Origin of the sequence: Celeribacter baekdonensis B30 (assembly GCF_000299875.1) — a bacterium.
GTDB classification, from domain to species: domain Bacteria; phylum Pseudomonadota; class Alphaproteobacteria; order Rhodobacterales; family Rhodobacteraceae; genus Celeribacter; species Celeribacter baekdonensis_A.
Window position 1 is genome coordinate 69574 of sequence record NZ_AMRK01000009.1, and the last position, 13562, is coordinate 83135.

Genomic DNA, 13562 nt, shown 5'->3' on the forward strand with positions numbered 1-13562 from the left:
GGTCATGCGGGGCGCGGTCCACGCAGCGCCCGGACGGCGAAAAACACGCCGATCAGGATCATCGGCAGGGACAGAAGTTGGCCCATTTGCATCCCGGCAAACACGGCGCCGTTGGGGTTGGTTGCGGTGATGAATTGGCCGTCGGCTTGGCGGAAAAACTCAACGATAAAGCGCGATAGGCCATAGCCCGCAAAAAACACGCCCGCGACAAGGCCCGGACGTTTGAAGGCGCGAAATCCCCAAACCATCACCAACAACAGGCTGCCCAGAATCAGCCCCTCCATCCCCGCCTCATAGAGTTGCGAGGGGTGGCGGGCGCAGGGGGCGCTCAGTGTGGCACAGGCCTGTGCTGCATCGCCGGGAAAAATCACCGCCCAAGGGCCGTCCCACGGTTTGCCCCACAATTCCGCATTCACGAAATTGGCGATCCGCCCCAGCATCAGGCCCGGAGGCGTGGCCATCGCCAACATGTCGGCGAGCGAGCCAAGCGGCACTTTGTGTTTGCGGCCCCACAGGGCTGCGGCAATCACGACGCCAATGAAACCGCCATGAAAGGCCATGCCGCCTTGCCACACCATCGGGATTTCAATCGGATGGGAGAGGTAATAACCCGGTTTGTAAAACAACACATAGCCCAGACGCCCGCCGACGATGACGCCCAAAATCAGCCATGTCAGCAGGTCTTCGAACGCGCTGCGATCCATCGGTGGAGTGTCATTCGGCCAAAGCCGCGGCGTTTTGAGCGCGCGCATGATCAGCAGCCAGCCGATCAGAAAACCACCGATATAGGCCAGCGCATACCAATGCAGCGCAAAGTGAATCGGTCCAAGGTCCAGCTCAAACAAGATGGGCGACAGGTCGGGGAATTGTATCACGGCGGGGATCATTTGAAACATGGCGCAACTGTCTCAAGAGCGGCGGGGAAGTCAACCTTGTGATTTGCCCTTTTGCCCCCCATATAGGGAAGAGATATTCACGAATGCGTTTCGGAGACAGCCATGCAAACCCGCAACAAGATCCTCGATGACATCTCCCAGTTGATGACCAACGCCATGGGCGTGGCTCAGGGAGCGAAAGAAGAGGCGGACACCGCGCTCAAAGGTTTGGTGGACCGCTGGTTGGCCGACCGCGATTTCGTCACCCGCGATGAATTCGACGCGGTGCGCGCCATGGCGCAAAAGGCCCGCGAAGAGAATGAAGAGTTGAAAAAACGGCTCGACATGATGGAACGCAAGAAAAAGGTCTGAGGGGCTCGGGTCAAACCGACCGCCTTTTCCAGCATTATGACCGGGCCTGTGCCCGGCGATCAGGCTCCCGTTTCGGGGGCCTTTTTTCTTGTCCACAGGCGGGGTTACAGCTCTGTGGAAAAAAATGGGCAAGCTGTGGATGAGCGTCGATTGCTGGGGATAACATAAATATTTCGCTTTACAGGCCCAGTGCTTTGCGCACACCATATCTGGTAAGGGAACGCGGTAAACCCGCCGCCCCTAGAGCAGGCACCAAGTCTTAGTGGTCGTTACGGGGATGTCGCGCAGGCCACAGGACGCAAACAGACGAGGCCGCGTATGTCGTTTATTGAGCAAAATTTTTCCAGCGAAATCCATCCGATCGACCTGTGCGAGCATTTGGCCGAACACAATGATTGGGAATTCGATCGGGTGACCGAAGATCAGATCGCCATGGCGGTCGAGGGTCAGTGGCGCACCTATTCGCTCACGCTCGCATGGTCTGATTTTGACGAGACCCTGCGTCTGATCTGCACCTTTGAAATGGAGCCGCCCGAAGACAAGCTGCCGCACATCTATGAGGTGCTCAATCGCGCCAATGATCAGATTTGGACTGGCGCTTTCACCTATTGGCCGGAACAACATCTGATGGTTTATCGTTATGGTTTGGTGCTCTCGGGCGGTCAAATCGCTGGGCCGGAACAGGTCGACCGTCTGATCGGGGCTGCAGTGGGCGCGTCTGAGCGGTTTTACCCGGCCTTCCAATTGGCCGCTTGGTCGGATCGGACGCCCGCCGAGGCGATGGAAGTCGCCATTTGCGAGGCCTATGGCCGGGCGTAAGCTGCGCGCAGAAACGCAAGGCCCCATGAGAGCGTCGGGCAAGGTGCCCGCGCAGAAACGCAAGGCCTCAGTGCGTTGCACTCGGAATGAGGATTGATAAAGTGCCCCCTGACCCCTCAGGGGGTCTTTTTTTGGCCAAGGTGAAGGATACGATCATGGACGATTTGAAAACACGAGGGCTCGTGCTTTTGGGCTGCGGGAAAATGGGCTCGGCCATGCTCAAGGGCTGGCTCGCGGGTGGTCTGCCGCCCAGCTCGGTCACCGTGCTTGATCCACATCCCTCTGAGTGGCTGCAATCGACCGGCGTGGCGCTCAACACCGATCTGCCCGCCAATCCCGCCATCGTTTTGGTCGCGGTCAAACCGCAAATGATGGGCGATGCCTTGCCCACGCTGCAAAAGCTTGGCAATGGCGACACTGTGTTCCTGACCGTGGCCGCCGGGATTTCCATTGCCACTTATGAGACCATGTTGGGCGCAGACACGCCGATCATTCGCGCCATGCCAAACACCCCCGCCGCCATCGGGCGCGGCATCACCGGGATCGTTGGCAATGTCAAGGTTTCGGGTGCTGCCCTTGATATGGCCGAAGGCTTGCTCAAAGCAGTGGGACAGGTGGTGCGGCTCGACACCGAGGCGCAAATCCGGCCTTTGACGGCGATTTCCGGCTGTGGTCCGGCCTATGTGTTCCACCTCATCGAAGCTATGGCTTTGGCCGGTGAAAAGGCGGGTTTGTCCGCAGATATGGCGATGCAATTGGCCAAAGCGACCGTGGGTGGCGCAGGGCAATTGGCCGAAGACTCGGACGAAGGCCCGGCACAGTTGCGCATCAACGTGACCTCTCCGGGGGGCGTCACCGCCGAGGCGCTGCGGGTCTTGATGGATGAGACGGACGGATTCGTGCCTCTGATGGAGCGCGCCGTTGCCGCTGCGATCACACGCGACGAGGAACTGGCCTGATGAGCGATCCTATCAGTTTTGACGATTTTCTCGCCGTCGACATACGCGTCGGCACCGTCCTGCGCGCCGAACCCTTCCCCGAGGCGCGCAAGCCCGCGATCAAGCTGTGGATCGACTTCGGGCCTGATGTGGGCGAGAAAAAAACATCGGCCCAGATCACCGTGCATTACACGCCCGAAACCCTGATTGGCCAACAGGTCATGGCGGTGGTGAATTTTCCACCCCGCCAAATCGGCCCCTTCATGTCGGAAGTCTTGGTGTTGGGTTTTCCCGATGAAAACGGTGCGGTGGTTTTGGCCCAGCCCAACCTGTCGGTGCCCAACGGCGGGCGGATGCATTGATCTTTGCCGCTGTCTTTACCGTGACCTAAACACTCAGATCGGGCTCAATCGGCCCGGTCACCCACGGCCTCGCGCCAATGGCGGCGGCACAGCGACACGTAGCGCTCGTTGCCGCCAATCTCGACCTGCGCCCCTTCGGTCAACACCATGCCACTCTCCGACATGCGCACCACCATCGTTGCTTTTTTCCCGCAATGGCAAATCGTGCGCACTTCGCGCATCTCGTCAGCCAGCGCCAAAAGGGCGGCAGAGCCGGGAAACAAATTGCCCTGAAAATCGACGCGCAAGCCGTAGGCCATCACCGGTACGTTCAAATCATCGACCACGCGGGCCAATTGCCAGACCTGATCCTTGGTCAAAAACTGGGCTTCGTCGATAAAGACGCAGGCCACGGAGCCTTGCGCCAGGCGATCGTTGATCTTGGCAAACAGATCATCACCCTCGTCAAACGTATCCGCCTCTTCGCCGATGCCGATCCGGCTGGCGATGTGACCTTCTCCGGCGCGATGATCAAACCGCGCCGTGATCAAATAGGTCTCCATACCGCGTTCGCGATAATTATAAGACGCCTGAAGCAGCAGGGTCGATTTGCCTGCGTTCATCGTGGAATATTGGAAATAGAGTTTTGCCATGGCGGCGGTGTGCCAGAAAGGGCTGGTTGGGATCAAGATGCCTCGGGGGGGCTAAGCGAAAAATTCTACCCGTTCTCGCGGTCAGAATGTATAGAAAGGCCACCTCGGAACACGAACGGGTGGAAGCCGGAAGAGGGGGACACATCCAAGTAAGAACCGGCGGTTGCCCAGATGGGCAGGGGATGAGGGTGCCGAGATCTGACAGTGTTGACGCAACGTCCTTCCCAAACTGGCTTCCACCCGACCCGATGTTTTAAGGCATCGGATACTGATGAATTCCCTGCAACGGCAGGTAGACACTTGTATGTCATGTGATATTTAGGAATTTAATGGGAAAGGGTGGGGTGAATTCCCCATCGGGGGAATGTCCCAAAGAATGGGTCGTGGTTCGTGTTAGGACGGTGTTTATGGACGCAGCTGGAAATTATTTGAAAAAGCACACTGAGGCTTTGGTCAAAGACGTTGGGCTTGAGGCCGCATGTGCCTTGACTGGAAAATCCAAGGCCACTTTAGGTCGGTATTATTCAACGTCTGAGGAACATGCTGATCGTTTTATGCCCGTGGACGCTGTGGCCCAACTGGAATCGGCGGCGAGCTACCCACATGTCACTTCCGCCTTGGCAGAACTGAAAGGCGTGGCCCTCTCCTATGATGCGGCGCGCAACGAGGGCGCGCGTGCGGGCAACGGTGGAGTCAACACCGATGTCGTGGCCCTGTCGCAGCGTTTTGCGATGCTGATGGCCGAATATTCCGGTGCCATCGAGGATGGGATCATCACCATCAACGAAGCAAAACGGCTTTTGCGTGAGACGCTTGAACTGCAACATGTGCTGATTTCGATGAAATTGCATTTGGAGCATGAGGTGACCTAAAGGGTCGCTTTGCCTTGTTCGCGAGGCTATCTAAGAGATCAGGCCTCTGATCCAAACGCAAAAGAAGCGGCCAAAGCCGCTTCTTTTTTCAATTCTATCAGGTTCTTAATGCCGATTTACGCCTCAGCGCTACGACCACGGTTGCGCTGGGGGCGTCCGCCATTGGCCGCTTTCGGCGCGCCGCCGGGTTTGCCAAAGCCACCGCCGCCGCGACGCTGACCGCCACCATTGCCGCCGCCAAAGCCGCCGCCGCCACCACCCCGACGACGACCGCCGCCTTGTTTGGCCTTTGCCGGGGCTTTCGCGTCGGCATGGGCCCAAGAGGCCGCCGTGGCAATCGGGATCGACAGTTTCATCACTTTTTCAATCGCGCGGAAATCGCCAAGCTCGTCAGGCGCACAAAACGCAATCGCTTTGCCGGCGCGGCCCGCCCGCGCGGTCCGACCAATTCGGTGCACAAAATTCTCCGGCACGTTCGGCAACTCGTAGTTGTAGACGTGGCGCACTTCGGGGATGTCGATGCCACGCGCGGCCACATCGGTCGCGACCAGCACCTGGATCTTGCCGGTGCGTGCCTCTTTGAGGGTGCGCTCGCGTTGGCCCTGGGATTTGTTGCCGTGGATTGACCCGGCGACAAAGCCCGCGGCGGTCAGTTGTTTGCTCATCCGTTCCGCGCCATGTTTGGTACGCGAAAACACCAAGGCCAGTTCGTCTTTATGCTCGCCCAGAAGTTTTTTGAGCAGGTCAAGTTTTTCGGGTTGCGGGATAAAGTGAACCTCTTGGTCGATTTTATCGGCCACTTTACCCGCAGGCGAGACTTCGATGCGGATCGGGGAGGTGAGGTAGCTTTGGGCAATCTCGTTCATCTGTTTCGACATGGTGGCCGAAAACAGCATGGTCTGGCGTTCTTTGGCCAACATCGGCACTAGTTTGCGCAGCGCATGGATAAAGCCCATGTCGAGCATCTGGTCGGCCTCGTCGAGCACCAAGAAATTGGTCTCATTCAGGCGCACCGCTTTGCGGTCGATCAGGTCCATCAAACGACCGGGAGTGGCGATCAAAATGTCCGTGCCACGTTGCAAACGGTTGATTTGGGTGTTGATCGACACGCCACCGACAACACGGTTGAGCTTGAGGTGGGTGCCCTTCATGAAGGGGAACAGGCTGTCGGCGATTTGGTTCACCAACTCGCGGGTCGGTGCCAAAACCAGCGCGCGCACGGTGCGGTCCGCGGGTTTGTCGCCCGAACTCAGCGCCATGTCCAAAAGCGGCAGGCCAAAGGCCAATGTTTTGCCGGTGCCGGTTTGAGCCAAACCCATCACGTCGCGGCCATTCATCACTTCGGGGATGGCGCGGGATTGGATCGGGGTGGCCTCGGTCAGGCCCATTTCGGCCAAGGTCGTCAGAAGGCGCGGCTTGAGGCCGAGCGTGGAAAAATCAGTCATGTATATCCTTTGGGTGGGCGGCAACCCACACGCGAAACGCGCCCCAAAATGGGACGGCTTGAATGGTCGCGGAAAAGGTCTCCGGTGAGGGCCACATGCCCGCCCCGTCTTTCCGCCGGACCCCTGCGTGATTTGGGAACCTTGTGGGCGTGTTCCGCCCGTCACCGACCACCTGAGGCGTTTCACATGAACGCGGCTGCTCACGCGGCAGCATTGGGTGTCGATGGGCGACAGATGCGATAGTTTGGGGGATAAGTCAAGGTTTATCGCTGCGCTGCAAAACCGACCCCAAACGCCCCGCAAAAAAGCAGGGCGTTTGGGGATGTGTTCGTGCGTTTGGGGGGCTTACATATCCTGCAAGCTACAGACCTCGATCTCCCCTTCGGTGCGCGATTTGATCGCCATGGCGGCGGCGTGGGATGCGGCGGCTGTGGTGAAGTAGGGGATTTTGTCGTAGAGCGCGACTTTGCGGATTTCGCGCGAGTCATCAATAGCTTGTGTGCCCTCGGTCGTATTGAGGACCAAAGCGATCTCGCCGTTTTTCATCATGTCAACGATGTTTGGGCGGCCCTCGTAGACCTTGTTTACAACGGTCGAGGCCACGCCGTTTTCATGCAAAAACTTCGCTGTGCCGCGGGTGGCGATGATCTCGAAACCATGCTCGACCAAGGTCTGCGCGGCTTCCACCATCTTTGGTTTCTTGTCGTAGTTTTTCACCGACATGAACACTTTGCCCTCGCTTGGCAGGTCGGTGCCCGCACCCATTTGCGCCTTCAGGAAGGCGCGCGCGAAGGTCGCGTCAGTGCCCATGACTTCGCCGGTGGAGCGCATCTCTGGCCCCAAGATCGTATCGACACCGGGGAAGCGGGCGAAGGGCAAAACGGCTTCTTTCACCGCAAAACGCCCGGTTTTGCTTGGGTCAACCAAAGTGAAATCGCTTAGTTTCTCACCCGCCATAAGGCGCGCGGCGATCGAGGCGATCGGGCTGTTCACGGCCTTGGCGACAAACGGCACGGTGCGCGAGGCGCGCGGGTTGACCTCAATGAGGAAAATCTCATCGTCTTTGACCGCGAACTGAATGTTCATCAGGCCAACCACGTTGAGCGCCAGTGCCAGAGCTTTGGTCTGGACCTTCAGCTCTTCGATGATCTCGGGTTTGAGCGAGTAGGGCGGCAGCGAACAGGCGGAATCGCCGGAGTGAACGCCAGCTTCTTCGATGTGCTGCATGATGCCGGCGACATGCACCTCTGTGCCGTCGCACAGGGCGTCGACGTCGATCTCGGTGGCGCCCGACAGGTAGTGATCCAACAACACCGGGCTGTCGCCCGACACCACCACGGCGGAGGAGATGTAGCGGTTCAACTGATCCATATCGCGCACGATTTCCATCGCGCGACCGCCCAAAACGTAAGACGGACGAATGACCAGAGGGAAGCCAATATCCTCTGCAATCGCAAGGGCTTGGGCGTCGGTTGAGGCAATGCCGTTGTGTGGCTGTTTCAGGCCCAGACGGGTCACGAGGTCCTGAAACCGCTCGCGGTCCTCGGCCAGATCAATCGCGTCCGGCGTGGTGCCGAGGATCGGAATACCCTCTGCCTCAAGCGCGTTGGCGAGTTTCAAAGGCGTCTGGCCACCGAACTGAACGATCACGCCATGCAGCGTGCCGTTGTCTTGCTCAACGCGCAGGATTTCCATCACATGTTCAAAGGTCAGCGGTTCAAAATACAACCGGTCCGAGGTGTCGTAATCGGTCGACACGGTCTCGGGGTTACAGTTGATCATGATCGTCTCATAGCCTTGCTCGGTGAGCGAATAACAGGCGTGGCAGCAGCAATAATCGAACTCGATGCCCTGGCCGATGCGGTTCGGACCGCCGCCCAGAATGACCACTTTCTTGCGATCAGAGGGGCGCGCTTCACATTCGACTTCACCCATCATCGGGGATTCGTAGGTCGAATACATATAGGGGGTCTGGGCCTCGAATTCGGCGGCACAGGTGTCAATGCGTTTGAACACGGCGTTGACGCCGAGATTGCGGCGGGCGCGGCGGACATTGGCCTCGTCGCGTCCGGTCAATGCCGCCAAACGCGCGTCGGTAAAACCGAGCATCTTGAGCTTGCGCAGGCCCGCTTCGGTCACCGGAAGACCCTCTTTGCGCACACCGGCTTCGGCCTCAAGGATCTCGCGAATCCGGGCCAGGAACCAAGGATCAAAGCTGTTGATCTCTTTGATTTCTTCGTCGGTAAAGCCAAAGCGCATGGCTTGGGCGATCACGCGCAGACGATCCGGCGTGGCGCGGGCCAGTTCGCGGGTGATGGTTTTGTCGATCATCTGTTGCGCTGCGGCATCCACGCCCAAGAAAATCCGTGACAGCGTGTCGGCTTTGCCATCTGCCTCGATGATTTGCGCAGGCGTCGGCATGTCTGGCAGGTCGATTTCGTCAAAGCCAGACAGGCCCGTTTCCATCGAAGCCAGTGCTTTTTGCATCGATTCGTGAAAGGTCCGGCCAATCGCCATCACTTCACCCACGGATTTCATTGCGGTGGTGAGTTCGGGCACAGCGCCGGGGAATTTTTCAAAGGCAAAGCGCGGGATTTTGGTGACGACATAGTCGATGGTCGGCTCAAACGAGGCGGGCGTGACCTTGGTGATGTCGTTGTCCAACTCGTCCAGTGTATAGCCGACGGCCAGTTTTGCGGCGATTTTGGCAATCGGGAAACCCGTGGCTTTCGAGGCCAGCGCCGAGGAACGCGACACGCGCGGGTTCATTTCGATCACAACCATGCGGCCATCGACCGGGTTCACCGCCCATTGCACGTTGGACCCACCGGTTTCGACGCCAATCTCGCGCAGCACATTGATCGAATGGGTGCGCATCAGTTGGTATTCTTTGTCGGTCAGCGTCAGCGCCGGGGCCACGGTGACGGAATCGCCTGTGTGGACCCCCATCGGGTCGACGTTTTCAATCGAACAGACGATGATGGCGTTGTCGGCGGTGTCGCGCACCACCTCCATCTCATATTCCTTCCAGCCCAGAAGCGACTCATCGACGAGGATTTGCGCCATCGGCGAGGCTTCAAGGCCAGAGCGGCAGATCAGTTCGTAATCGTCGCGGTTATAGGCCACGCCGCCGCCGGTGCCGCCCAAGGTGAAGGCGGGGCGGATGATCGCCGGAAGGCCAATGTCTTCGAGCGCGTCCATCGCCTCGGCCAGACCCGCCGCGATGTCATATTTGCCATTGTCTTTTTTCGGCGCGGCAATGATCGTGGCTTTCGGGTTCTCGATGCCAAGACGATCCATCGCTTCGCGGAACAATTTGCGATCTTCTGCCATTTCAATGGCTTCGCGTTTCGCACCAATGAGTTCGACGTTGAATTTGTCCAACACGCCCAGATCCGCCAGCGCCAGCGCGGTGTTCAAACCTGTCTGTCCGCCCATGGTGGGCAAAAGCGCATCAGGGCGCTCTTTTTCGATGATCTTGGCCACCACTTCGGGGGTGATCGGTTCGATATAGGTTGCGTCTGCCATGTCCGGGTCGGTCATGATGGTCGCCGGGTTGGAGTTCACCAGAATGACCCGGTAGCCCTCTTCTTTGAGCGCCTTACAGGCCTGCGCCCCGGAGTAATCAAATTCACAGGCCTGCCCGATGATGATCGGCCCCGCACCAATGATCATGATGGAGGAAATATCGGTTCTCTTCGGCATGGCGGACCCCGGATGTTTGAGCAGCTTTTGCGTACCCTCTAACAGGGTGCGCGCAAATTGTCGTGGGTTATAGCTATGGAGACCGTGGGTGCAAGGCTTTAGGTGGCGGATATTGCCGAAATTTCACCGTTGGCGGTTTTGCACCGTGGCATGACCGCAGCATGGATGAGCAATGCCACGAATAAAGCGAGGTAATACCCGGTTGCGGGCATGGGCGACCACATCACATCTTGGTTCAGGTCGCTGAGCCTGACGGTCAGTGCAACGGATGTCAAAAATCCCCCCGCGATGACCCAGAGCCAACTGGTGCGGGGCGTGAACACGGTGAACAATATGGGGGTCAGGGCGAGCGGTAGGACAAAATAATGCATCCAGGACAGCGGTCCAAACAAAGCGACCGCCAGCGACAACACCAGCGCGTCAAGACCTACGGTGGTGTGATGGCGCAAATGAATGATCACAATCCAGATGAGCGCACCGAGGACACACAGTTTCGGGAGGATTTGAATCCAAGCTGGCGCATCAAAAACCGCGCTCGTCCCCATGCGCGTGACATTGGGCGGGATGCTCAAAACCACACGGCGTAACTCATAGAGCACCATTTCCGGCGAAAGATTGGCTCTTGAGAGGATCGTGGCCGCATTGATGTCCTGAAGACGTTCAAGCATCGTCAGGTGCAGTGGCAGCCCGCCAAACATCAGGCTGATGGCCAAGAGACCCAGCCCCGTCACGGCCATTGCCGCAAGCGCGCGCCAATCGCGTCGGATCAGCAACAAAAGCCCAAAGGCGGCAGGTGCGATTTTGAGTGCTGCGGCAACTCCGATGAGCACGCCTGCGGTTTTGCTTTTGCCTCGGGTCAGGGCCAAGAGGCCGAGCATGGTGATAAAGGTGACTGTGATCTGTAACTGGTTTTGGGCAACGGCTGTGAGATTGGTCGTTGAAACAAACAACAGAAAAAAGCCGCAGAGCAGCCAGATCGGGGCTTTGAGCGTACGGGGACGTGCGATTCGATAACCGATCCAGGGCATCATCGCCAGCATGAAGGACTGGACCCCCATCATCACATCAAAAAACGTATGTATTGACAAAACGCGGGTGAGAGGCGCCAGAAGATAGGCCCAAATCGGCGGGTAGAGATAGGGCGGGGTTTGGTCGATCGGCAGACCGGCGTCGGCCATCAGGGATTGAATCCGTTCAGGGGTTCCAATCACCAACCCCGTTGGCACGGTGTCAAACATGATGTCCGGTGTGCCATTGGCGATGGCAAGTCCCGCCGCGTAGAAGGCGCTCAGATCGGTGGCAAAATATCCTTTCAAAAGCAGGGTGATGTAGCACATATGGGCAAAGGCACCGATCAAGGCCAAACCAAGCCAGTCGTTGCCGGTCAGAACCCTGCGCCAAAATTCAGTCATCTGCCTACCTCTTGAACGCGTCACCTAGTAACGAAAATTCAGTATAATATGTTTTGTTTTATAACGGGTGGTCGCGTTTGCTTAACCTTTTAGACATGCGCCCGACAAGGGGGCGGGGCTTTTCACGTGTGCCCGCCCTTGACTTTCCGGCCTCGGACGGGTGTATCGGCAGGAACCATCCGTATACCCAAAGGGCCAAAGTCAATGCATGTCTATCGCAGCCATACCTGCGCCGATTTGAACACATCCAATGTGGGCGACACTGTCCGCCTGTCTGGTTGGGTGCATCGCATCCGTGATCACGGTGGTATCCTCTTCGTCGATCTGCGCGATCACTATGGTGTCACTCAGGTGCTGTGCGATCCCGACAGCCCGGCGTTTTCCGCCATGGAAAAGGTCCGCTCGGAATGGTGTATCCGCATTGATGGCACCGTGAAGGCCCGCGATGAGAGCCTTGTAAATACCAAACTCCCCACCGGCGAGATTGAAGTGTTTGTCCGCGATATCGAAGTGCTGGGCGCATCGGCAGAATTGCCTTTGATGGTCTTTGGTGATCAGGAATACCCGGAAGAGACCCGCCTGAAATATCGCTACCTCGATCTGCGTCGTGAGGCGATGCAACAAAACATGATCCTGCGCTCCAACGTGGTCAAAGATCTGCGTCAGCGTATGTGGGGCAACGGGTTCAACGAATTCCAAACGCCGATCATCACCGCGTCCTCCCCCGAAGGCGCGCGCGACTTCCTCGTGCCGTCTCGCCTGCATCCGGGCAAATTCTATGCCCTGCCGCAAGCGCCGCAACAGTTCAAACAGCTGTTGATGGTGTCGGGCTTTGACAAATATTTCCAGATCGCGCCGTGTTTCCGCGACGAAGACCCGCGCGCCGACCGCTCGCCGACCGATTTCTATCAGCTCGATATGGAAATGTCCTTTGTCAGCCAACAGGATATTTTTGATGTCATGGAGCCGGTGATTGCCGGGATGTTCGACACATTCGGCAAAGGCCGTTTGTCGAACCGCGATTGGCCGCAAATCTCCTATCGCGATTCCGCACTATGGTACGGCACCGACAAGCCCGACCTGCGCAACCCGATCAAGATGCAGGACGTGTCCGAGCATTTCCGCGGTTCTGGCTTTGCCATTTTTGCTTCGCTTTTGGAGCAAGAGGGCAACGAAGTCCGCGCCATTCCGGCCCCGAAAGGCGGCTCGCGCAAATTCTGCGACCGGATGAACAAGTTCGCTCAACAAGAGGGCCTGCCGGGGATGGGGTATATCTTCTGGCGGGAAACCGACGGACAGATGGAAGCCGCCGGTCCCTTGGCCAAAAACATCGGCCCGGAACGCACCGAAGCGATCCGTCAACAGCTTGGTCTTGAGATCGGTGATGCGGCCTTTTTCTTGGGCGGTAAACCGAAATCTTTCCAACGTGTCGCTGGCAAAGCCCGCACCGTGATCTGGGAAGAGACGCCGAAAGCTCCCGAGGATGAAAATTGGCGCGATGCGTTCAAATTCGCCTGGATCGTCGATTTCCCGATCTACGAGCAGGATGAAGAAACCGGCAAGATCGACTTTGAACACAACCCGTTCTCCATGCCGCAAGGTGGGATGGACGCGCTTGAGGGTGACCCCCTTAAGGTGCTGGGTTGGCAGTATGACCTGGCCTGTAACGGCTATGAATTGGTGTCCGGCGCGATCCGCAACCACAAGCCGGAGATCATGTTCAAGGCGTTTGAACTGGCCGGTTACGGTAAGGATGAGGTCGAAAAACGCTTTGGCGGCATGGTCAACGCGTTCCAATACGGCGCGCCGCCGCACGGCGGTTGTGCCCTTGGGATTGATCGGGCCGTGATGATTTTGGCCGATGAGGACAACATCCGCGAAGTCATTCTCTTCCCGATGAACCAGCGCGCCGAAGACCTGATGATGGGCGCTCCGAACGAGCCGACCAATGAACAGCTGCGCGAGTTGAACATCCGGGTCATTCCACAAGAGTGAGGCGGCTCGGACAACGGCCCAATGGGCTGTTTCAGTGCTGAACAGGCGGGGCCGCGGCGCAGTCTCAGGGCTGTGAAATTTGAAACCGAGAAAAGGCGCGAGGGCATCCTTCGCGCCTTTTGCTTTTGGGATGTG

General features: G+C 58.0%; 11 protein-coding genes. 6 read left to right on the forward strand and 5 right to left on the reverse strand.

The window, feature by feature from the left end:
- Positions 1-2: 2 nt before the first annotated feature.
- Complete coding sequence (gene lgt, locus B30_RS15170) at positions 3-896, reverse strand: prolipoprotein diacylglyceryl transferase (protein ID WP_009573004.1); 894 nt, start codon at positions 894-896, stop codon at positions 3-5.
- Between the two features lie 102 nt (positions 897-998).
- On the opposite strand from lgt, the gene B30_RS15175 reads away from it, so the two are divergent.
- From B30_RS15175 to B30_RS15190, 4 genes are all read left to right on the forward strand, one after another.
- Positions 999-1247, forward strand: coding sequence for an accessory factor UbiK family protein (locus B30_RS15175; protein ID WP_009573005.1), 249 nt, complete (start codon positions 999-1001; stop codon positions 1245-1247).
- A 318-nt stretch (positions 1248-1565) separates the two neighbouring features.
- Positions 1566-2066, forward strand: coding sequence for a YbjN domain-containing protein (locus B30_RS15180; RefSeq protein WP_009573006.1), 501 nt, complete (start codon positions 1566-1568; stop codon positions 2064-2066).
- A 155-nt stretch (positions 2067-2221) separates the two neighbouring features.
- Entirely contained in the window at positions 2222-3025 is an 804-nt protein-coding gene (gene proC, locus B30_RS15185; RefSeq protein WP_009573007.1) for a pyrroline-5-carboxylate reductase, read from the forward strand.
- Entirely contained in the window at positions 3025-3366 is a 342-nt protein-coding gene (locus tag B30_RS15190; protein ID WP_009573008.1) for a tRNA-binding protein, read from the forward strand. The genes proC and B30_RS15190 overlap by 1 nt, the downstream gene beginning before the upstream one ends.
- A 44-nt stretch (positions 3367-3410) precedes the next feature.
- Here the strand turns inward: B30_RS15190 and B30_RS15195 are convergent, their stop codons facing one another.
- On the reverse strand, positions 3411-3998 hold the full coding sequence (locus tag B30_RS15195; protein ID WP_009573009.1) for a thymidine kinase: 588 nt from the start codon (positions 3996-3998) through the stop codon (positions 3411-3413).
- A gap of 407 nt (positions 3999-4405) precedes the next feature.
- Between B30_RS15195 and B30_RS15200 the strand changes: the two genes are divergently transcribed.
- Positions 4406-4870, forward strand: a complete 465-nt coding sequence (locus tag B30_RS15200) for a hypothetical protein (protein WP_009573010.1) — start codon at positions 4406-4408, stop codon at positions 4868-4870.
- Between the two features lie 116 nt (positions 4871-4986).
- Here the strand turns inward: B30_RS15200 and B30_RS15205 are convergent, their stop codons facing one another.
- From B30_RS15205 to B30_RS15215, 3 genes are all read right to left on the reverse strand, one after another.
- The gene (locus B30_RS15205; protein ID WP_009573011.1) at positions 4987-6315 is read right to left on the reverse strand and encodes a DEAD/DEAH box helicase; all 1329 of its coding nucleotides are present in this window, start codon (positions 6313-6315) and stop codon (positions 4987-4989) included.
- Between the two features lie 345 nt (positions 6316-6660).
- Positions 6661-10020, reverse strand: coding sequence for a carbamoyl-phosphate synthase large subunit (gene carB / locus B30_RS15210; RefSeq protein WP_009573012.1), 3360 nt, complete (start codon positions 10018-10020; stop codon positions 6661-6663).
- A gap of 98 nt (positions 10021-10118) precedes the next feature.
- A complete protein-coding gene (locus B30_RS15215; protein ID WP_009573013.1) occupies positions 10119-11432 on the reverse strand; it encodes a glycosyltransferase family 87 protein in 1314 nt (437 codons plus the stop codon).
- Between the two features lie 204 nt (positions 11433-11636).
- On the opposite strand from B30_RS15215, the gene aspS reads away from it, so the two are divergent.
- Complete coding sequence (gene aspS, locus B30_RS15220) at positions 11637-13427, forward strand: aspartate--tRNA ligase (protein ID WP_009573014.1); 1791 nt, start codon at positions 11637-11639, stop codon at positions 13425-13427.
- The last annotated feature ends 135 nt before the right edge of the window (positions 13428-13562 follow it).